The organism is Psychromicrobium silvestre, from assembly GCF_013408295.1.
Taxonomy (GTDB): Bacteria; Actinomycetota; Actinomycetes; order Actinomycetales; family Micrococcaceae; genus Renibacterium; species Renibacterium silvestre.
In genome coordinates this window covers 1,063,542-1,084,437 of record NZ_JACBYQ010000002.1, presented here as the reverse complement: position 1 = coordinate 1,084,437, position 20,896 = coordinate 1,063,542, and the positions used below count along the sequence as shown (strand labels likewise).

Below are 20,896 nucleotides of genomic sequence, written 5' to 3'. Positions count from 1 at the left end.
TATCTACTTAGACCTTGCTCAGCGGGGCGTAGCGCAGCAACAGGCGCTTTTCTTCACCTTCAAAGCGCACCTTAGCCACCGTTTTATCTCCGCTACCTTCCAGCGCGATCACCGTGCCCAGGCCGAAGCTGGTGTGCTGCACCTTATCCCCCACCGAGACCGAGATAATTTCCTTCTGTGGCTGCACCCTGGCGGCCTTGCTAGCCAGACTGGGCGGTAGCTTGCCGGAATCCCCCAAGGGGCTGCCCGCGCCCCAGTGCGAACCGGAGTAACGATCCCGGCCGAACCCGGAGGAACCAATCGAAGGCATCATTCGGACCGAGCCTTCGCGCTTCCATTCGATCAGTGAAGCCGGGACCTCGTCGATGAAGGGGCTGGCCGGGTTGTACTGGCTCTGCCCCCATAGGCTACGCACCTCGGCTCGGGTCAGATAGAGCCTTTTGCGTGCCCTGGTCAGGCCGACATAAGCCAGTCGGCGCTCCTCGGCAAGTTCCTTTTCGTCGGTGGCAGAGCGGGCATGCGGGAAAATCCCGTGTTCCATCCCGGTCAGGAAAACCACCGGGAACTCCAGGCCCTTGGCGGTGTGCAGGGTCATCAAGGTGACCACGCCGAGCCGTTTGGCCTCAGCCACCGCCGCCTCGGTATCCGAGCCCGGGGCATCTGGGATCTGATCGGCATCGGCGACGAGCGCCACTCCTTCGAGGAAATCGGTCAGCGAGCCCTCCGGGTTGTCGCGCTCGTATTCGCGGACCACGGCGACCAGTTCGGCCAGGTTCTCCACCCTGGATTCATCCTGCGGATCGCTGCTGGCTCGCAGGCCCTCCAGATATCCGGTCTGTTCCAGTACGGCTTCCAGCGCGGTCGCCGCCCCGGAGGTATTCGCCACCTCGGTCAGATCATCGATCAGCTTCACGAATCCGTTCACCGCGTTCAGGCTGCGAGTCGCCATCGCTGGAGCCTCATCGGCGCGCCGCAGCGCGGCCATAAAGGAACTGCGATCTCGTTCGGCGAGCGCCGCCACCGCGCCCTCGGCACGGTCCCCGATCCCCCGTTTTGGCTCGTTCAGAATCCGGCGAAGATTCACATCGTCTTCGGGATTCACCAGCACTCGCAAATAAGCGAGCGCGTCCTTGATTTCCTTGCGCTCATAGAACCTCGTGCCGCCGACCACCCTATAGGGCAGCCCGACCCGCATCAGAATTTCTTCAATCGAGCGGCTCTGCGCGTTGGTTCGATAGAAGATTGCTACATCGCCCGGACGTAAATCCTCTTCGTCCTGTAAGCGGTCAATCTCCTCCGCGATAAAGCGGGCTTCCTCGTGTTCGTTCTCGGCCACGTAACCGATGATTTTCTCGCCGTCGCCCTCCGCCGTCCAAAGCCGCTTGACGGGACGATCCGGGTTCTTCTCAATCACCGCATTAGCGGCGCTCAGTATGGTCTGGGTGGAGCGGTAGTTCTGCTCCAGCTTGATGGTTTGCGCGTTCGGATAGTCCTTTTCGAACTCGACGATATTGCGAATGTCGGCGCCCCGGAAGGCATAGATGGACTGATCCGAATCGCCCACCACCGTCAATTCGGCCTGTTCCGGCTGCCCTGCTGAATTTTCCGCGCCGACAATCTCCCGAACCAGGGCGTACTGCGCGTGGTTGGTGTCTTGGTACTCATCCACCATGACGTGCCGGAATCGCCGCCGGTAATAGTCGGCTACTCCGGGAAACGCTCGGAACATCCAGACCGTCTGGGCAATCAAGTCGTCAAAGTCCAGTGCATTGGCTTGTCGGAGCCGCTGGGTATAGCCGCGGTAGACCTCCGCCACGCCTTGCTCGAAGGGGTCGGTGGCTGTACTGGCGAAGCTGTCATCGTCGATCAGCTCGTTCTTCAGCGCTGAGATTTTGTGTTGAATTGCTTTCGGAGCGAACCGTTTGGGGTCTAGGTCCAGGCCCTTGGCAATGAGCGTGATCAGCCGTAGGCTGTCCGCCGAATCGTAGATGGAGAAACTGGAGTTCAACCCCACTGCGCTGGCCTCCCGGCGCAGAATCCGCACACAGGAGGAGTGGAAAGTGGAAATCCACATGTTCTTGGCCCGCTCACCAATCAGCGCGGCAATTCGCTCCCGCATTTCGGCGGCGGCCTTATTGGTGAAGGTAATCGCCAGAATCTCTCCGGGGTGCGCCCGTCCGGTCGCCAGCAGGTAGGCGATCCGATGGCTGAGTACACGAGTTTTACCGGAGCCAGCTCCCGCCACAATTAGTAGCGCCGAGCCGGAATGGGTGACCGCCGCTTCCTGCTGCGGGTTCAACCCGAGGAGCAGCTCCTGCGCGTCGATCTGCGCAGCTTGGGGTGAAGTTGATCCGGAGTTTGGGTTGGCACGCGGGTCGAAGAGCATATCCATGGTGCTCTTATTCTAGGTGGCCTCACCGACGGTGAGGGCTTCGCCCAACTGAGTGACCGCCGTCGAGCCTCCCGCCAGGAACCAGTTCAGTCCGTTGACACTTACGACGGCGGTGCTGCCGCCAGCGGCTCGCACGATCGCCTTGCCAGGTAGCCAGTCCCAGAGCGCGGTGGAATGCTGGAACCAGCAACCCCACTCCCCCTGCGCCACCCGAGAGAGGTCACAGGAGCCGGAGCCCAGCAAGCGGAAGGTCGCCAGTTGCTGGACCGCTGCAAGCCAAGGTTCCCGAGCCTCAGCACGAGCCATCCAGGTGGGGTGGAGATAGGTGGCGGCACTCAACTGGCTCAGCGGTTCTTCCGAAGGTGCGCTCAGCCGTTCACCGTTCAGGGTTGCCGGCAAGCCCTCGCCGCCCAGCCACAGCTTGTCCTCCTGCGGTTGGTAGACCGCGCCGAGTAGCGCCTCGGGATCGAGCCGGTCCGGACGGCCTGCTTGCAGCGCGATGGCGGAGCACCAATACGTCGATCCGGAAAGGAAGTTGTAGGTGCCGTCCACCGGGTCAATCACCCAGGTCCGGCCGGAGCTGCCGTTCCGACGAGTGCCTTCCTCGCCGAGTAATCCATCGCTCGGCCTAGCCAACAACAACTGCTCGGTAATGTATTTCTCCGCGGCTTTGTCCGCTGCCGTGACCACATCGGATACCGAGGTCTTCTGCTCTCCGCTGAGGCCTTCGGCCCTCATCGCCAAAGCCAGTTGCCCGGCGTTACGCACTAAAGCGGCGGCAAGTTGGGAGTCATCGAGCGTGGGGTCCAGATCCGGCAGAGTCAGCATCCTTCCAGACTACCCAGCGAGAGTGGAGCGGCGGCTTGGCTTTCAAGGAAGCGTACCGGAAAGTGGCTCCGGAAGTGGAAGAATGGCGCTATGGCCAAAACCCCCGCCCAGCGTGCCGCGAAACATGGAGACAAGGCCGTTCCCGGGCCCGCGCCCCTCTATCCTCCAGTCCCTGCTGCGGTGAATCCAAGCGCTCAGGGCAGCCCGGCCGCGGCGCGGAGTAATGGCTACCTCATTGTGATTGCCGGGGTGGTGGCCAGCGCCTTCCTCTTCTGGTACTTCCATTTGCTCACCCTCAATCAGCTAACCCAGCTGTCTAACGGCCAAGCCATGCCGGATTCGATGCTCTTCGGCTTTGACACCGGCTACATTCAAGGTCTCAAATCGGCAATGGACTCCGATGCGCTTGGTCAGTTGCAGTACGTACACAAGACAGCCGGAACCCTCTTCCCGCTCGTTTTCGCCTTTAGCTGGCTTCTGCTGATTGGTCTCAATACCGCCAAAAGATCTCTCCGCTGGGTGCTCTGGGCTGCTCCGGCGCTCTTCGCCGTGGTACAGCTGTGCGCCAATGTGGCGGTTGATTCAATGCTCTCCCACAACCCGGTCGACGGCGGCCAAGTCGCCTTGGCCAGCATGCTTGTGGTCAGCTCCTGGGTACTGCTCCTGCTGTCTTTGCTGGCCTCTGGAGTTGCCCTTTGGGGTTCTAGGCGGAAACAGGCACAACTGAAGCGAACACAGCTAAAAACCGAGAATCTCTGAAGCGCGGGGCTACCGGAGATCGCGGGGGCGCGAAAGCGTCAGATCCGATGCGCGACGGAGCGATCGAGTTCGTTTCTGAGGGATCGGTATTCGGGCTCCGAAGGCTCCAGGACGCCATCTCCCAAAGCTGCCAACTCGCTCCGGCAGAGCCCCAGCAGCAATCGATAACTCGCCTGGTCGGGAAGCAGGAAGTCAATCGAGTGACGACGGTAGACCATCGTCCTTTCCTCGAAGTAATCCATGCAGAGCTCGCCCAGCTGAGCTAGTAAAAACCAGTTGCTCGGCACATCATCGATTCCGCGGACCCGAATCGACGCGAGGCACAGTTGCTCGCCCTCGGCTCGATCACTCAGGTTCAGATCGCGGACCACGCTATCGAAATGCGAGATCGAACTCAGCCCGGTACCCGCATCGACGCAACTGGGAACGGCGAGTGACTCGTTGGCTTCAACCCAGCCTTGAGCCAAGCCTTGCAGGGAGTCCGGATCGATGGGCAGCCCGGCTACGTCGAAAACCACTCGCAGATCGCTCAGGCTTTCTGCGATGCCCACTCCGTAGAAGGCACGCGCGGAGCCCAAGGCGTAAGCAGCTTCAGTCAATGGCTGTTCTGCGGTGAGAAGCTCGACGATGAGTTCGACCTCGGGGACATGCCAATCCGTAGGCATCCGCCAGCCACGCTGAAGCGATTCCGTCCGCCAGCGAATAATCAGGGTGTCAACCATGCCATACGCCTCCTTCGAACCCAGCCTCAGCGCCAATTAAATGAGGCTGTAGAATTGACTGTGACACCTTTTTCTTCGGGTTGTGATGGCTTCTGAGTGAAAATACTCAGCTTCGAGCAAGTAACTTAAGCTGGTAATTCGCCTGGAATCTCTAGGAATCAGAGGAGAAACCGCCGTCATACTTGGGTTTTTGGGTGAAGATAGACGAAAGCGATTTCACATTTCCCATTTCCACGGGCCTTCGGTGTGGTCGTCATTAGCTGTAATACGGGGGCGCTGAAGCTAAGTGAGAGTCCAATGCCAAATCTACCGCTGCGTGTGGCCATTGTCGACGACCAGGATCTCTATCGAGTGATGCTGGCGCAGTTCATCAACAGCCACCCCTCGGCCAAGGTGGTAGCCGCAGCCTCCGGCGCTCAAGAAGCTCGCCGGCTGTTTTCCGAGGTGGAAGTCGATGTTGCCATCATCGATGTGGAGCTCGGCGACGGCAACGGGGTGGCGCTGGGTATTTCCCTGAGACGACTCAATCCCCAGCTCAGTGTGCTGCTACTGTCCAACCACGACGTGATGGACCTGGTGCTTAGCCTGCCCCGCGATCTGATCCAAGGCTGGAGCTATCTGTCCAAATCATCGTCTCTCAGCCCTGAGCTGCTGATCCGTACCTTGATTGATACCGCCAATGGCAAGACAGTACTGGATCCGGGACTTGTCTCCCGCTCGGTGCCACGTCGTGGTTCCCGGATGGCCAAACTAACCGAGCGTCAGTATGAGGTCTTGCAGGCGGTGGCTGAGGGGCTCTCTAATCAAGCGATCGCGCACCGACTTAAGCTCTCCCCGCGTTCGGTAGAAAATCACTTGAACACCGCTTACGAAACCCTAGGACTATCAAACCGGGACACCTTGAACCCTCGTGTGGCAGCTGTCTTACAGCTACTAGAGGAGACCTCGAGGGTCGGATGAGCGGAGAAACCAAGACCTCAGCAGAGAAGCCGCCTCGGGAAGTCACCGTGCCGGAGGCTCAAGCTCGCCGCGATTGGATTCACGATCAGACCAGAATCTTGGCTTTCACCGTTGGCACCCTGATCGTGCTCGCGGTGGCGAGGGCCTTACTCTTCGCCCTTTACATCCCCAACCGGGACCAGATTAGCAGTTGGTCCTCGAATCTCATTGTCGACATCCTTGGCTTGGGCCCGCTCCTGGTCATGCTGTGGTTCGCCGATTTTCCGAGGAAGACGATGCCGCAGAGGGCGCTCCTACTGCTGATCATCGGCGGTCTCACCTATCTTGAGCGAATTCCGATCATGCTTTTGGTGGATGGCTTCATAGGCAGGCTCTTTCTCACTTACTCGATCATCGTGATCGCCGTGACCTTGGGCATGGCAATCCTCGCCGTGATCAATTCAGATGCTGGCCGAAGGTACCGCGAGCGCGTACGTGCCAACGCTGTGCAGCAAACCGAAGCGAGCCAGGCGCTGGCCGCCTTGGGCAAAGAGGAGCTGAGGGTCCGCCAGTTGGTCTCTCAGGGCCTGCACGGATCGGTCCAGCAATCCCTGATCCTGATTGAGCGTGACCTACAGACCCTGAGCAATCACCTCGACGACAAGGACGGCAAAAGTTTGATTGCCGAACTAGACCGCGTGCGCACCCAGATTGAGCAGGTCCGTGAGCGCGACGTCCGCTCGCTCAGTCATTTGCTGCACCCGGTGGGCATCGAATTGGGGGCCCCGCAGGCCATTCGGCTGCTGATGCGACGCATCCCGGCCACCATCGAAACCGAACTCCTTATCGATGAGGAACTAGACAGGCTGGAGACCGTGGAAGCCCCGGGCCTTGACCTGGAGCGCAGACTATTGCTGTTCTCGCTGGTCCAAGAAGGCGTGACCAATGCCCTCAAGCACGGCCACGCCACCAGCCTGCGCGTGAAGCTCACTGTCAGCACATCGGTGCTACCCGAGCAACGAGAGATCACGGTTCTCTTCGAGGACGATGGCAGCGGCCTAGGTGGCCGACTCGGACCGATGAATGAGCTGGAACGATTGAATCGAAGGCTGAGTGATATCGGCGGTAGCATCCGGCTCTCCAGGAGTTTGGATATGGGTGGTGCCCAGCTGTGCGCCAAGCTGCCTATGGAAGACCTGATATTGACGACGACGGCGGCAGATAGACCTGATGGAACTGCCAGCGAGCGCGAGGGCAGCCAACGGAGCTCACTGCCAATCCTGAACAAGCTTAGGGGACGATTCCGGCATTGAGCCGCCCCACCCGGGTGTAGGCTCACAGCACGGAGTCAGCTAGGCTCCCCGATGAGGGAGCGACCATGACCGACAAGTCACCGAGGCAAAATGCCTCGAAAAAATCAGCCAAATCCATTAAGGAAAAACGGGCCGATAAACGCGCCTCCGAGGCCACAAAGAATTCCTCGATCCTGAACGAAAAACCAACCCAGCCCAAGAAACGCTGATTTCCGTGGCGATGCTCACTCTCGGCGTACCTGCGCACTCCCAAAAACCAGCGGAGCGGCGTGCTGCAATTCACCCAGCCCAACTGGAACGTGTTGACGAAGGCCTGCGCGGCCAGATCCTACTGGAACACGGCTACGGTGATCGTTTTGGTCTCACAGATGATCAGCTTGCGCCCCTGGTGGGCGGAATCTGCAGCCGGGAGGAAGTGCTGGCGCGCGCCGACGTCGTACTACTGCCCAAACCGCAGGCAGCTGATCTAGCCGAGCTGCGCGAGGGTCAGGTGCTCTGGGGTTGGCCGCATTGCGTGCAGGACCGAGCCATTACGCAGTTGGCCGTGGATCGGAAATTGACTCTCATTGCCTTTGAGGCGATGAATCACTGGGCTTCCGATGGCGGCTTCGGCTTACACGTCTTCCATAAGAACAATGAGCTCGCCGGCTATTGCTCGGTGCTTCACGCCCTCACATTGCGCGGCATCACCGGCGATTACGGACCTCGGCTGAGCGCCGTCGTGATTGGCTTTGGCGCCACCGCCCGAGGAGCGGTCACCGCGCTCACCGCTCATGGCGTGCACGATGTCCAGGTGCTGACGAATCGTGGTGTGGCCGCCGTCGGCTCACCCATTCACTCGGTACAGATTGTTCAGTTCGATCACGATGCCGAGGCCCCGCATGCCAGCCATGCGATCACCGATCAGGGCCGGGTTCCGTTGGCCCCTTTCCTGTCGAACTTTGACGTGGTGGTGAACTGCACCCTGCAAGACCCCGCAGCGCCTTTGATTTTCTTGAATCTGGATGAGCTTGATGATTTCCACCCGGGCAGCCTGATCGTTGATGTCTCCTGCGATGAAGGGATGGGGTTTAGCTGGGCTCGTCCCACCTCTTTTGCAGACCCGGTCTTCGAAGTGGGTAATCACCTGAGTTATTACGGTGTGGACCATAGCCCCTCCTATCTCTGGGACTCCGCGAGCTGGGAAATTAGCCAGGCAGTCCTGCCGTTCCTGGCCCCGGTGCTGGCTGGGCCCGATGGTTGGGCCGCTAATGAGACGATTTCCCGAGCAATTGAGATCCGCTCCGGGGAGATCCAAAATCCAGCAATTCTGGCCTTCCAGAACCGCTCCCCCGAGTATCCGCACCTTCCGGTGGGCGGGCAGTGATACGCTCTGCGCGATCCGAGCGGGTCCAGATGTTTCGATCGTCATAGACTCATCCCATGCCGAATCCAGCCATTCTCCTCGTCTCCGAGAATCATTCCGATGTGCTTGAGGAGCAATTCTGGCGCTACCAGCGCGACTACGACCTACATACCGTACACAGCGCGACCCAGGCTTTAGCGGTCACAGAACAGATTCACCAGGCTGGCGGGCAGGTTGCGCTCTACGTTGCCGACTCTCGCCTCCCCGATTCTCATGTGCTCAAGGCTTTTCACGAATGGCGAAGCATCGTAGCAACCGCGCGGCGGCTGGTGGTAGCGCACTGGGATAACTTCCGTGAGGATTCGGAGGCGCTGCGTCTGGGACTGGCTAAGGGAAAGTTCGATGCCATGCTGCTAATGCCACGTGGTGTGCGGGACGAGGAATTTCACACCGCGGTGACCGAGATGCTTTCCGACTGGGGCTCCACCGTGGCCGCACCCGAGGTGGATGCGGTTCGGATCATAACGCCGTCGATTGACGCCCAAGCCCTAGCAATCCGGGATTTTCTGTATCGGATGGGCATGCCGGTGCGAACCTACTCCCCGGAGAGCCCGGAAGGTCAGGAAATCCTCGCCATGTTAGACGGCGCGGAGCCGAAGTACCCGATAGTTCGACCGATGAACGGCGATCCGGTCTGTGCCCCCACGGTGCACGATGTGGCCATTTCCATCTACGGTGCACCGAGCGATATCGATCTTGATCAGGTGGTTGACCTGGCCATTGTGGGCGGTGGCCCGGCTGGCTTGGCCGCTGCCGTTTACGGCGCTTCCGAGGGGCTCAATACCGTGGTGGTGGAAGCTGAGGCGATTGGCGGCCAGGCCGGGACCAGCTCGATGATCCGTAACTACCTGGGATTTCCGCGCGGCATCTCCGGTATGCGGCTTGCGCAGCGGGCACGTGGTCAGGCCATCCGCTTTGGCACTCGATTCTTTACCGGCTGGGGAGTGGAGGGGCTCCGGCTGGGCGAGGGAATCCATACCTTGGAGACCGGCGGCGGGGAAATCCGCGCCCGGGCAGTGATTATTGCCAGCGGGGTTTCTTACCGGAAGCTCCGGGTTGAGTCGATCGACTCCCTGGTGGGCCTGGGCGTCTTCTATGGGGCGGCAATGACCGCAGCCAAAGAGATGGAGGATCGCGATGTCTATGTGGTTGGCGGTGGCAACTCCGCAGGACAGGCAGCCGTGCACCTCTCCCGCTTCGCCCGGTCGGTGACCATTCTGATCCGGCGGCCCAGCCTGGCTGAAACCATGTCCGACTATCTGATCAACGAAATCGAGTACAACCCGAGGATTAGCGTCCAGTCCTGCGCCGAAGTGGTCGACGGCGGCGGCGAGGGACGCCTCGATTGGATCGAGATTAAGAACACCGATACCGGTGAGCTGAGTCGGCATGAGGCCGGTGGGCTGTTCTTGCTCCTCGGTGCCGAGCCACAATGTGATTGGTTGCCCGAGCAAGTGGTGCTCGATGAACGTGGTTTTGTGCTGACCGGCCGGGATGTGCCCAAAGAAACCTGGCGGGATGGTCTACCCCCGGGCAACCTGGAGACCACCGCCCCGGGTGTCTTCGCGGTGGGCGACATCCGGGCTGGGTCAATGAAACGGGTGGCCTCCGCGACGGGTGAAGGTGCCAGCGTGGTGCCGCTAGTGCATAACTGGCTGGAGGACCTCCGCTGATTCGGACGTAGTGGCGAGGTTGGCGGGGCCGAATAGCCCTTGCACTGCTTCAAGCCTCGGATAACCCCTGATTTTATTCAAAGAGCGGGCTAAGGAACCTTCGCTCGTAGCGACGGATACATTTGGTGCTGCGAGCCAGTTCAAAAGCGGCAATACACTCCGGGTCCGTCGCGGCGGCCAGCCGGTATTTCTCATAGGCCGCCATCGACTCAAAGGTGAACAAGGCATAGGCCACATCGCTGTCCCCTTCGCTCGGCAGAAAGTAACCGTGATGATTGCCGCCGAGTCGGTTTACCAAGACAATCCAGCGCCTGCCATACTCTTCGAAGTCAGCCAGCTTTTCGGCGTCGATCTCGTAACGTAAATGGATCGTAATCATCCGTGGCGCCCTCTCCGCTCCCCTGCTCTGTCCTTTACAGTATGGGGCAGTAAGCACCCACCTCAGGAAACTTGGGGCTCACCTCGCCTGCAATAATCAAACCGTGAGCTCTCAAGAGGCAGCCAAGCCGATCCGGAAGGACGCCGCACGCAATCGAACTCGCCTGTTGGCCGCGGCCCGTGAAATTTTCGCGCAGCATGGTCTCGATGCGAGCCTCGATGAGATTGCCCGGCATGCCGGAGTGGGCACCGGAACCGTTTATCGCCACTTCGCCAATAAACAGGATCTCGCCGCTGAGGTTCTCAGTGCGGCCGGGCAGCAGATGATTGCCGATGCGGAGGCCGCCTTGTTGATCGAGGACCCTTGGCAGGGATTACTTTTCTTCTGCGAAACCACGGCGGCCCGGCAAGCCGAAGACCGTGGCCTTTATCAGGCTTTGTCCGGACGGGGAGAAACGGAGTTACCGGGACGTCTCTGGCCTAAGGTAATTGAGCCGGTGAGCCAGCTAGTCCATCACGCCAGGCAAGCAAAGGTCATCCGGGACGACGCCGAAGCAATGGATATTGCGGTGATCTTCGCCCTGCTGGGGGCTGCTTTCGAGCTGAGCACCACGACGCCCGATCTTTGGAAACGCTATTTAGCGCTGCTACTGGACGGGCTACGGGCTATCGATCGCCCAGAACTGCCGGTAGCTGCACCCCCGATGAGCCAATTCGAAGCGACCATCTCGACGGCTAAGGCACCTCGCTCCACCACGAAGTAAGGTGTTCACCGGTTCCAGGATCAGCCCGCTGCTACCGCTTCGCTCCAGCCGGAGGCTCTACGGTAAGCTGAGTCCTGTTGTTTCGCGGACCGAATCGACGCCGGGAGTATCTTGGCTGGGATCGGTCCCCGCCTCTGTAGCTCAGCAGGATAGAGCGTCCCTCTCCTAAAGGGAAGGTCGCCGGTTCGAATCCGGCCAGGGGCACTCCTCGCCGTCCGGTAACAGCTTCTTGCCTCCGGCGTCCCAGCCCACCGAGTCAACAATCTCGGTGGGAAGAAATGCCTGATCCCGCTGAGACCCCGAACTCGGTGGGACCTGCTTCCGCGTAGTAGCACTCTGCGTAGTAGCACCGTGGGTCCAGGTAATAGAGTTTCACTCATGCAGCACAGCTATCCCGAGGCAGACACCCTCCGGCAGGACCCCCAGCACTGTTCTGTGGATGCGGCCGAACGAGCCGCCAGGCAGAACCAGGTGCGGAACCAGAACCCGGCCGAGCCGGCCTTGACCGTCCCGGATCTGGCTGCTTTTTTGATCGGTAGTTGGCGAATCGAGCGCACCGTGCTGGATCGTGCCAGCGGACAAAGCGGAACCTTCGAAGGGCAGCTTGTTTTCACTACCCCTCAGCACCCCGAGCTCAAGAACAGCGCCCATGGGGACGGTACCGTGCTGCGCTACAGCGAGACCGGGAAGCTGCGCTGGGCCGGCACGCAGGCGCCAGTAAAACGGGATTACCTGCTGCACAGCACCGATAATCCAGCCGTTCTGGATTGGTATTTCGATTACGGTGGCTATTTTCACAGCCTTGATCTGCGCACCGGACAATGGCGGGCCGAGCATCCCTGCTCGGCGGACCGCTATCGGGTTGAGTACGCCGTGCATTCGGCCGAGCTATTGGAAGTCAGCTGGGATGTTGCCGGGCCGACTAAGGATCAGCTACTGCATTCCCTTTGGCGTCGCTTGCCCGAAAAGCAATCCTAGGCAGGCCGTGAGCGCGGCTGTTCCGGGTCCCGGTAGTGGCTAGCTCTCCTTAGCCGGTTCAGCTCCCCGCCGGGCTCACCGAATCTCCTGGGCTCTGCGCAAATTGGGTTTCGTAGAGTTCGGCATAACGGCCTTGCGCCGCCAACAGTTCTTCATGGCTTCCGCACTCCACAATATTTCCACCTTCGACCACCAGGATCTGATCAGCCTCTCGAATGGTGGAGAGCCGGTGCGCAATGACTACCGCGGTCCGGCCACGTAGCGCCTCCCCCAGGGCCGCCTGGACTGCCGCCTCATTGGTCGAGTCCAGAGCCGCCGTCGCCTCATCCAAAATCACCACGGCCGGCTGCACCAGAAGCAAGCGGGCAATAGTCAAGCGCTGCCGCTCACCTCCCGACAGTCGGTAACCGCGCTCCCCCACCACGGTGTCCAAGCCGTCCGGCATCGAGGCGATCAGATCGTGCAACCGCGCCCTGCGCAGGGCGGACCACAGCTCCTCCTCGCTTGCTTCGGGCTTAGCCAGCAACAGATTGGAACGAATCGATTCGTGGAATAGGTGGCCATCTTGGGTCACCATGCTCATCGAGGCTCGCAGCGAATCGAAGGTGGTATCCCGGAGGTCCATCCCGCCCAGCCGGACCGCTCCCGAATCAACGTCGTAAAGCCGGGAGAGCAGCTGAGCGATGGTCGATTTACCGGCCCCAGAGGACCCGACCAGGGCAATGGTCTGGCCGGGTTTGGCCACAAAGCTCACCCCGTGCAGAACTTCCTCGCCGCCCCTGGTATCCAGGGTGGCTACCTCCTCCAAGGAGGCCAAGGAGACCTTGTCCGCGGAGGGATAACCGAAGCGGACATTGTCGAACTCGACGCTCAGCGGCCCGGTCGGTAACGGCTTGGCTTCGGGCTTCTGTTCGATCAGGGGCTTGAGGTCCAGGATTTCGAAAACCCGGGCGAAACTGACCAGGGCACTCATAATGTCCACCCGAGCACTTGCCAAGGCGGTAAGCGGCGCATAGAGCCTGGTTAGCAGCAGAGCAAGCACCACCACATCACCAGCAGCCAGACCACCACGGATGGCAAAGTATCCACCCAGACCGTAGACCAGGGCCAGGGCGAGGGCCGAGACCAGGGTCAGCGCAGTGACAAAGACGAACTGCATCATGGTGGACCTGACGCCAATATCCCGCACTCGGCTGGCTCGTACGGCAAACTCTCGCGATTCGTCCGCAGGTCTGCCGAAGAGCTTGACCAGGGTGGCACCGGGCGCCGAGAAACGTTCTGTCATCTGGGTGCTCATACTGGCATTTAGATTTGCCGATTCCTTGCGCATCCCAGCCACTCGGGAGCCAAATCTCCGGGCCGGAAGCAAGAAGATTGGCAACAAAATAAGTGCGAGGACGGTGACCTGCCAAGAAGTCCCGAGCATTACGATCAAGGTGAGCACCAGGGTGACCAGATTGCTGACGATCCCGGAAAGGGTGCCGCTGAAGGCCTGCTGGGCACCGATCACATCACTGTTTAGCCTGCTGACCAGTGCACCGGTACGGGTTCGGGTGAAAAAGGCAATCGGCATTTTCTGCACATGGTCGAAGACCGTGGTTCGCAGATCAAGGATCACATCCTCGCCCAGTCGGGAGGATATCCAACGCACCAAAAGGCCCACCCCGGCGTCGAGCACCGCCACAATGGCGATCAGACCCGCCAAGGTGAGAATCAGCTGCAGATCGGTACGCGCCACAATCGCGTTCACGATTCGCCCGGCCAGCAGCGGCGTTGCCACCGCGATGAATGCCGAGACCACCGATAGTGTCACGAACACCACCAGGCGCCAGCGGTAAGGCTTGGCAAAGGCGAAGGTGCGCTTGAGCGTATCCTTCTTGATGCCGCCGTCGTCCTTCTTTGCACTGGCTGTACTCCACAACGAATGCCAAGCAGCGTTCTCCATGCTCATCCGAGCACCATCTCCTCATTTGATAGCTCAACCTGTAGGTTAGCGCGCGGCACCGACGGTTTGTTCCTGCACAGCTCCGAATAACCTCGCCTGGATTACGTCATTTAAGGAAATACAATCGCGCCCACACAACGTTAGCCCTGATACTGTCGCATGCTGGACCAATTGGCTCACCCCGAGCCACCGGAAAGAGGATTGTTGATGAAACGCGGAAAACTCCTGGCCGTTGGCCTGCTCCTCAGCCTAGGCCTGGCTGTTGCGGGCTGCTCCAGCACCCCCTCCAGCGACAGCAATACCGACACCTCACTCAGTGACGTAACCAGCAAAGGCGAACTGGTCATCGCCACCGAGGGCACCTACAAGCCCTTCAGCTACCACGAGAGCGGCTCCGGGAGCCTCACGGGTTACGACGTTGAAATCGCCCAGGCGATTGCCGGAAAACTCGGAGTCAAGGCAACCTTCCAGGAGACCCAGTTTGATGGCATCTTCGCCGGCTTGGATGCCAAGCGCTTCGATGTGATCGCCAATCAGATCTCAATTAATTCGGATCGCCAGAAGAAATACGATTTCTCCACTCCTTACACCGTCTCAGCCGGGGTGATTGTGACCAAGGACAGCAATACCTCGATCAAGAGCTTCGACGATTTGAAGGGCAAGACCACTGCCCAGTCACTCACCAGTAATTGGTACAAACTGGCTCAGCAGAGCGGTGCCAATGTGCAGTCGGTGGAGGGCTGGGCGCAGGCCGTTGCACTGTTGCAGCAGGACCGTGTAGACGCCGCAGTGAACGATAAGTTGACCTACCTGGATTTCGTCAAGAACAACCCGAACGCCGGACTGAAGATCGCCGCGGAGACCTCCGATAAGTCGCTCAGCGCAATCACCGCTCGTAAGGGTTCCACCGCCTTGATCACCGCAATCAACAAGGCATTGGCCGAGCTGACGGCCGATGGCACCTTAGCCAAAATCTCGAAAAAGTACTTTGGCACCGACGTTTCCAAGTAATCCGCCGGTCAAGCTAGGCTGAACCATGACTTGGGATCTTGTGTGGAGCTCGCTCGGGCCCCTTCTACTCGGCGCGGTGCAAGCCACCATTCCGCTCGCGGTCGCTTCTTTCGTGCTCGGATTGATCATCGCCTTGCTGATTGCACTGATGCGGCTGAGCAACAATATTGTGCTCTCTGGAATCGGACGGTTCTACGTTTCAGTGATCCGAGGCACTCCGCTACTGGTGCAGCTCTTCGTGATCTTTTACGGCTTGCCCAGCCTGGGGGTGAAGCTTGAGCCTTGGCCGAGTGCCATTATCGCGCTTTCACTCAACGTAGGTGGCTATGCCGCCGAGGTGATCCGGGCCGCCATTCTCTCCGTGCCCAAGGGGCAGTGGGAAGCCGGGCACATGCTCGGCATGTCGCGATCCCAGTCCTTGCTCCGAATTATCCTGCCGCAGGCCGCTAGGGTCTCGCTGCCGCCGCTGTCGAATACCTTTATCTCACTGGTTAAGGACACCTCGCTGGCGTCCTTAATTCTGGTCTCCGAGCTGTTCCGTGAAGCTCAGCAGATCGCCGCGGTGGGAGGCGAGTTCATGACGCTCTACTTGGAGGCTGCAGTCATCTACTGGCTGATCTGCCTGATTCTCTCCACCGTCCAGTCAATCCTCGAAAAGAGGTTGGATCGCTATGTCGCACACTAACCCCCTGGCAGCCACACAGCCCGCTGGAGAAGTGGTGCTCAACGTTACCGGCTTGCGAAAAGCCTTCGGCAACAATGAGGTACTCAAGGGCATTGACCTGCAGATCCGGCGCGGTTCCGTGGTGGCCTTGATCGGCCCTTCCGGCTCCGGAAAGACCACGGTGCTCAGGTCGCTCAACGGTTTGGAAACGCCCGACGGCGGCTCGGTCACCATTGGTGCCACCACCCTGGACTTCTCCGCTTCGGTCAGCAAAAAGCAAGTGGCCGAGCTCCGCGACCGCTCCGCCATGGTCTTTCAGCACTACAACTTGTTCCCCCATATGACCGTGCTACAAAACGTGATTGAAGGGCCCGTCCAGGTGCAGAAGCGGCCGCGAGCCGAAGCCACCACCGAAGCAGAGTCCTTATTGGCCAGGGTCGGCCTGCTGGAGAAGAAGGACTCCTACCCCTTTGAACTCTCCGGTGGTCAGCAGCAGCGAGTCGGCATTGTGCGAGCCCTAGCCTTACGCCCGCAACTACTTCTTTTCGATGAGCCAACCTCGGCTCTCGATCCCGAATTGGTGGGCGATGTGCTCACGGTAATCAAGGAGCTGGCTCAGGAGGGCTGGACCATGGTGCTGGTCACCCACGAGTTGGCTTTTGCGCGGCAGACCGCTGATGAAGTGGTTTTCATGGACGGCGGAGTCGTGGTTGAACGCGGGCCTGCCGCCGAGGTGCTGAGCGCCCCGCAGGAAGCACGCACCCAACAGTTCTTGCAGCGGGTATTGCACAACTACTGAATGCGGGTGAGGGTGCCTCTTGACGAGCCGTGGTCCGGCGCTGGCTTAGGGCCAGGGAAGCGCGGTGATAGCGGTGTTATTCAGGTAGCTGAGTTTGCCTTCAAGCTCACCGATGGGCCCGCCGCAGGTGAGGAGCACAAGCTGCCTGGCGCCCTTGGCTGAGAAGAAAGCATCGGGCAGTTTTTTCTTGGTGTATTCGGTGGCAGCTATGGCTTTAAAACGCTGTACCGTGCCCTTTTCATCGCTTACGAAGATCGGGGTTCCCTTGGTGATCTTGGCGATATCGGCCATCGGGGCGGGGGCAGCGTTAGCAAAGTTGACGTGCCCGGCAATGAGCGTTGAGCCCTGAGTCGCCTTCAGCGCGGCAGCCTTATCGTAGATGGCTGCGTGGGTTGATTCGGGAATATCTAGCCCACCTTGGACATTGGTACCGGCTAAAACCAGCGGGATTTCCAAGCCAACCGCCGGAATAGCCAGCGTCATGGCTGGCAGCTTTGGTGCGGTGGTATCGCCCTCGAACTGATCTGGTTCGGAGGCGTTGAACGGCGCGGAAAGGGCTGGCGCCGGCGCGTACTCCGTAGTACCGGCAAAGCCGTGTAGTCCAGCGACAAGCAGCACCGCGCTGGCAATCATGAGAACGACGCAGGCGGCAATGATGATTTTGAACCCTACTCGGGGCTTCCTGAGCCGTGCTTCGTTTTCACTTGCGGTGATGATTTGTGACATGTCTTGCTTTCATAGCGGTGAGTGTGGAGGGGGTAGGTTCGTTGCTTGGGGGGAAACTAGGCTACCCCCTCCACGATTACCGCGGAAGCTGATCAGGGGACAGGAGAAACTGCATAGGGGACAGGTCTTCTCCTACTACGCTTCCGCGGTTGTCCGTCCTAGCTCGGAGTGGAAAATCGCTAGAACGGCGGTTTTTGGTTAGTGCTGGCGCCGGGTGCGGAGCTTCGCGGCAGCCAGGGCTAGACCAAGGAGGGCGAGGATCACGCCGACGATACCGCCGCCGACGATCCAGGGGTTCGGGCTAGTGCTTTGCCCAACGGTGCCCGCGTCGACCATCGGCTGAGCTTCGTCAGTATTACCTTGAGGTACGATCGCAGGGGTAGTGCTTGGCTCCTGCGACGGCGTCACCACAGGAGGGGTCGCCGGTGCACTCACGATATTGCTGGTGCTGACCGACGGAGCCTTACTCGAACCGCCACGCACACCGGCACCTTGGCCGGAGACCTGGTTTTTCACGGTCGCACCGTTACTCGCGTTCTGATTTACCGTGACGCTATAGCTAATAGTGACCGTTGCTCCCACGGCAACAGGACCGGTCCAGCTCAGCTTGCCACCGCTAAGTGTGGCGGTTCCCGCACTAGCCGCGATAGACCCCGCATCGACGGTTGCTGCCCCGAGCACCCCGCTGAGATCATCGGTAATCGTAGCCGTGCTCAGATCAATGTTTCCGGTGTTCTTCGCCGTGATCGTGTAATTGATCTTCTGGCCGGGCTTGACCTTAGCGTTTGCGGGATCAGCGGTCTTCGTCACGGTCAAACCGGGTGTTGCAACAACAGCCGTCGCTGCACCAACAGGATCAACGATGTTAATACCGGCGTTACCACCAGCATGAGTGTATTTCTTCGAATTAGCCGGGTCAGTCAGCAGACGGCCGTCGTAGATCAGCGAACCAGTGAAGTAGTAGTAGCCAGGACCCGTGCTGCTCAAAACCGGGAGCGCGCTGCCACGCCCAGCCGTCGCGAAGGTTGCGGTTACCCCATAGCTTTGGCCATTCACGGGGTGCAAGATATTGATCCTGAAGGCATCGAGAGTTCCCGAAGGCGTACCGGCCGGGCTTTGCGCGTTACAGTCAATCGTGTAGTCCGTCCCCACAGTGAGCGGGGTTCCATTCGTAATCGGAAAAGTCGGATTTGGAACGAGAGCAGGCAGCGAGTACACCTTGATGCTCGTGCAATCACCAGTAATCCCGCCATGTGAAGGGACGGTCCCGATGCCACCGGAGCCTATCAACCCGGACAACTGATCAGGGGTAGTTTTCGAGACGATATCGAAGATCATCGAATTGTTCAAGGAGTCAGCGGCGTTGTAGGTAGCCGTGGTGTTCGCTACAAAAGCGTTCGACTGGCTACCACCGTTATCCCCCACCGGTGTAGTCCAGTAGTTTCCATACGTGAAGTTCGAGAGGTTTCCGGACGCAGTGAACGGGATGCTTACAGGGAAGCTTCTACTCCCAGCCTGAACCGTGCCGCTATAGGCCATACCAGCTACCGGGATGGTCGAGGGATCCTTAAAAGTGGCCCCGAAATGCAGGTCACCCTTGAGCTCGGTGTAGTTCGCCACCACCGCACCAAGAGTAATGATCGCGGTGCTACCCGAAGCATCGGCGGAATCAAGAGCGACCGTGCCAACAACGGTCCCATCGGAAAGCAAAACATTGCCGGCTTTGCCGATCAATGCCGTGAACTCAGCCGGGACCTTCACCGTGAACGTATCGCCAGGATTAGGCAGCATAATATCGAAGCCAGCCTTGATGCTGACCACCGGACCTTGTCGTGAGGGGGTTCCCCCGTAAGGTGACTCCAAGGTGACGGCTGTCACGGGAGACGTGCTGTCCAAGGAGGCGGCGTTCGCCGGTGCGGCTGTAATCGCGGCAACAGCCGCGGAAGTAACGAGTAATCCGGTCGTGGCGATTGCCAGGAATCGTCCCCGGATTGACGGTGATTTCATTAAAGTTCCCCTTTTGGACCAACATGATGCAGCGTCCCTGATCAAGACGCCCTAACTCATATAAGTACTTTGAGATCAGAAATCGTTACGCGCCGCCAAGGTGCTAGCGGTCGGTGAGCGGAACTATGCCTTGAATTTGGCCAGCAGAGGCGGACTGCATCAGATATTCGATGCTTCCATCCCCCTGCCCCGAGCCTTGCACAAGCACGAAGCCGATCCTGCCCTCGCTGGCACTCGAGGTGGATTGGCACTTCCACTGTCCAACGGCCCCGGTCCCGACGCATTTCCATCCGGGTGCCGCAGGAACACCACCACTGAGCTGATACGGACCTTTCACCGTGATGGTCATCGTCGTCGTGCCCGGTACAGTTCCTGCCGTAAGTTGAAAGCCCAGCAGAACGCGCCTGGTTGAACCAACTCCGGTCCCTGAGACCGTCACGCCGGTATACGGCAGCAATTTCGACGGCGCAAACACCGAGGAGGTCGGCGAAGCAGTTGAGGTCCCCGACGATGAGGAACTCGGACTAGCCGAGGTCGAGCCCATCGGCGATTGGGCTCCCGAAGCAGTGGGAGACGCAGATTGCAGAGCCACCCCATTGGGGTCATCGGGCGGCGCGGCGGATACATTGGGCTCAGGCAAGGTCAGTTGCCAAATGATCAGCCCGATGCACAGCAGTAACACCGAGCCCGCAGCGATTGCCAGCACCTGCCACGATCGTCTGCCCACAATAGCCGCGACGCGGGTGCTGTGGTCTTCGGAAGGAAGCAGGAAAGCCAAGCCCGTCACGGCAGGGAAAACCACGCCGCGCATGCCGATCTTGGTGTCATCAAGATAGCCCAACAGCCCATTACACCAATGACACTCTGCAGCGTGGGCGCGTAACTCCTCGTTGTCCTTTGCGCTCATGCCAGCCTGGACTAATAACTTGGCCTGATTCTTGAAGTTCTCACACTCCGGAAAGTTCTGCCGTGCAACGTAGTTATCGATGAAGTTTTCCCGGAGGCCACGCTTTGCCCGATTCAACAGCACCGAGACCGCGTTGGCTTTTATCCCGAGAAAGGGCGCCACCTCCCGCGGCTTAAGACCGTCAACCTCGGACAGCCACAACACGGATCGCCAGCGTGGCGGCAAATCGGTGAAGGACTTCGCCACCAACTCGGTCTCAGCCTGGCGAATAACCCGATTGTCATCGATGGTTTCCGTATCGATGACGGACAAATCATCGGTAGGTGTGGTCCGATTATTTACCAGGTTGTACCGCTGGGCGATCCTGGAAACCGCGGTCAGCAAATAGGGCCGAAAAGCCTCCCGAGGACCTTCCCCCGCTTGAATCCGTGCCAAAACATAGGTGAAGGCGTCGGAGAGCACATCATCGGCATCGCTGCTATTTCCGCAATACCGTCGCGCGATCCAATAGCCCTGCTGTCGATGACGGATAAATAACTTCTCAAAGGCCTCGACCTCGCCATCACGCGCGCGAACCAACAGCTCTTCATCACTTAGTCCCACTGCGCCCCCCGGCGTCACAACCACTAGCAGCACTTGGGCCACCCCAGATAACAAAGTATGGCCCACCAGCGGGAGTAGAACCA

General features: G+C 59.6%; 19 protein-coding genes and 1 tRNA gene. 12 read left to right on the top strand and 8 right to left on the bottom strand.

The annotated features are described in order from the left end of the window. Positions 1–7: 7 nt before the first annotated feature. Positions 8–2,392: a DNA helicase PcrA gene (gene pcrA / locus FHU41_RS12990; protein WP_179390041.1), complete on the bottom strand. Its 2,385-nt coding sequence runs from the start codon at positions 2,390–2,392 to the stop codon at positions 8–10. A gap of 12 nt (positions 2,393–2,404) precedes the next feature. After that, entirely contained in the window at positions 2,405–3,220 is an 816-nt protein-coding gene (locus FHU41_RS12985) for an inositol monophosphatase family protein (protein ID WP_179390040.1), read from the bottom strand. A gap of 90 nt (positions 3,221–3,310) precedes the next feature. Between FHU41_RS12985 and FHU41_RS12980 the strand changes: the two genes are divergently transcribed. Beyond that, positions 3,311–3,979 carry a hypothetical protein gene (locus FHU41_RS12980; protein WP_179390039.1) on the top strand — a complete coding sequence of 223 codons (669 nt, stop codon included), beginning with the start codon at positions 3,311–3,313 and terminating at the stop codon, positions 3,977–3,979. A 38-nt stretch (positions 3,980–4,017) separates the two neighbouring features. Here the strand turns inward: FHU41_RS12980 and FHU41_RS12975 are convergent, their stop codons facing one another. Further along, positions 4,018–4,701, bottom strand: a complete 684-nt coding sequence (locus FHU41_RS12975) for a hypothetical protein (RefSeq protein ID WP_179390038.1) — start codon at positions 4,699–4,701, stop codon at positions 4,018–4,020. Positions 4,702–4,998: 297 nt separating this feature from the next. On the opposite strand from FHU41_RS12975, the gene FHU41_RS12970 reads away from it, so the two are divergent. The 5 genes from FHU41_RS12970 to FHU41_RS12950 all read left to right on the top strand — a co-directional run bounded on the left by FHU41_RS12970 (position 4,999) and on the right by FHU41_RS12950 (position 10,031). Then, positions 4,999–5,661 carry a response regulator transcription factor gene (locus FHU41_RS12970; RefSeq protein ID WP_179390037.1) on the top strand — a complete coding sequence of 221 codons (663 nt, stop codon included), beginning with the start codon at positions 4,999–5,001 and terminating at the stop codon, positions 5,659–5,661. Then, positions 5,658–6,953, top strand: a complete 1,296-nt coding sequence (locus FHU41_RS12965) for a sensor histidine kinase (RefSeq protein ID WP_179390036.1) — start codon at positions 5,658–5,660, stop codon at positions 6,951–6,953. The genes FHU41_RS12970 and FHU41_RS12965 overlap by 4 nt, the downstream gene beginning before the upstream one ends. 65 nt (positions 6,954–7,018) lie before the next feature. Next, positions 7,019–7,162, top strand: a complete 144-nt coding sequence (locus tag FHU41_RS12960; RefSeq protein ID WP_179390035.1) for a hypothetical protein — start codon at positions 7,019–7,021, stop codon at positions 7,160–7,162. Positions 7,163–7,173: 11 nt separating this feature from the next. Further along, on the top strand, positions 7,174–8,319 hold the full coding sequence (locus FHU41_RS12955) for a N(5)-(carboxyethyl)ornithine synthase (RefSeq protein WP_179390462.1): 1,146 nt from the start codon (positions 7,174–7,176) through the stop codon (positions 8,317–8,319). Positions 8,320–8,375: 56 nt separating this feature from the next. After that, the gene (locus tag FHU41_RS12950) at positions 8,376–10,031 is read left to right on the top strand and encodes an NAD(P)/FAD-dependent oxidoreductase (protein ID WP_179390034.1); all 1,656 of its coding nucleotides are present in this window, start codon (positions 8,376–8,378) and stop codon (positions 10,029–10,031) included. Between the two features lie 73 nt (positions 10,032–10,104). On the opposite strand, the gene FHU41_RS12945 is transcribed toward FHU41_RS12950, so the two are convergent. Beyond that, positions 10,105–10,410: an NIPSNAP family protein gene (locus FHU41_RS12945; protein ID WP_179390033.1), complete on the bottom strand. Its 306-nt coding sequence runs from the start codon at positions 10,408–10,410 to the stop codon at positions 10,105–10,107. 103 nt (positions 10,411–10,513) lie between these two features. Here FHU41_RS12945 and FHU41_RS12940 point away from each other — a divergent pair, with 103 nt between their 5' ends. The 3 genes from FHU41_RS12940 to FHU41_RS12930 all read left to right on the top strand — a co-directional run bounded on the left by FHU41_RS12940 (position 10,514) and on the right by FHU41_RS12930 (position 12,151). Beyond that, a complete protein-coding gene (locus tag FHU41_RS12940) occupies positions 10,514–11,173 on the top strand; it encodes a TetR family transcriptional regulator (RefSeq protein WP_218847223.1) in 660 nt (219 codons plus the stop codon). Positions 11,174–11,303: 130 nt separating this feature from the next. Beyond that, positions 11,304–11,377: transfer RNA gene (locus tag FHU41_RS12935), tRNA-Arg, on the top strand. A gap of 174 nt (positions 11,378–11,551) precedes the next feature. Beyond that, on the top strand, positions 11,552–12,151 hold the full coding sequence (locus tag FHU41_RS12930; protein WP_179390032.1) for a DUF6314 family protein: 600 nt from the start codon (positions 11,552–11,554) through the stop codon (positions 12,149–12,151). 58 nt (positions 12,152–12,209) lie between these two features. Here FHU41_RS12930 and FHU41_RS12925 read toward each other — a convergent pair whose 3' ends face one another. Continuing rightward, on the bottom strand, positions 12,210–14,102 hold the full coding sequence (locus tag FHU41_RS12925; protein ID WP_179390031.1) for an ABC transporter ATP-binding protein: 1,893 nt from the start codon (positions 14,100–14,102) through the stop codon (positions 12,210–12,212). Between the two features lie 201 nt (positions 14,103–14,303). On the opposite strand from FHU41_RS12925, the gene FHU41_RS12920 reads away from it, so the two are divergent. Genes FHU41_RS12920 through FHU41_RS12910 form a run of 3 tightly spaced genes read left to right on the top strand, consistent with a single transcriptional unit; the run spans position 14,304 to position 16,570 of the window. Next, positions 14,304–15,107 carry an amino acid ABC transporter substrate-binding protein gene (locus FHU41_RS12920; RefSeq protein WP_179390030.1) on the top strand — a complete coding sequence of 268 codons (804 nt, stop codon included), beginning with the start codon at positions 14,304–14,306 and terminating at the stop codon, positions 15,105–15,107. Positions 15,108–15,132: 25 nt separating this feature from the next. Continuing rightward, positions 15,133–15,792: an amino acid ABC transporter permease gene (locus tag FHU41_RS12915; protein WP_179390029.1), complete on the top strand. Its 660-nt coding sequence runs from the start codon at positions 15,133–15,135 to the stop codon at positions 15,790–15,792. Then, the gene (locus FHU41_RS12910) at positions 15,779–16,570 is read left to right on the top strand and encodes an amino acid ABC transporter ATP-binding protein (protein ID WP_218847222.1); all 792 of its coding nucleotides are present in this window, start codon (positions 15,779–15,781) and stop codon (positions 16,568–16,570) included. The genes FHU41_RS12915 and FHU41_RS12910 overlap by 14 nt, the downstream gene beginning before the upstream one ends. A 45-nt stretch (positions 16,571–16,615) precedes the next feature. On the opposite strand, the gene FHU41_RS12905 is transcribed toward FHU41_RS12910, so the two are convergent. The 3 genes from FHU41_RS12905 to FHU41_RS12895 all read right to left on the bottom strand — a co-directional run bounded on the left by FHU41_RS12905 (position 16,616) and on the right by FHU41_RS12895 (position 20,846). Continuing rightward, complete coding sequence (locus FHU41_RS12905; protein WP_179390028.1) at positions 16,616–17,296, bottom strand: class F sortase; 681 nt, start codon at positions 17,294–17,296, stop codon at positions 16,616–16,618. Positions 17,297–17,494: 198 nt separating this feature from the next. After that, positions 17,495–19,303: a DUF7927 domain-containing protein gene (locus FHU41_RS12900; protein ID WP_179390027.1), complete on the bottom strand. Its 1,809-nt coding sequence runs from the start codon at positions 19,301–19,303 to the stop codon at positions 17,495–17,497. Between the two features lie 103 nt (positions 19,304–19,406). Continuing rightward, entirely contained in the window at positions 19,407–20,846 is a 1,440-nt protein-coding gene (locus FHU41_RS12895) for an RNA polymerase sigma factor (protein WP_218847221.1), read from the bottom strand. Positions 20,847–20,896 lie beyond the last annotated feature (50 nt).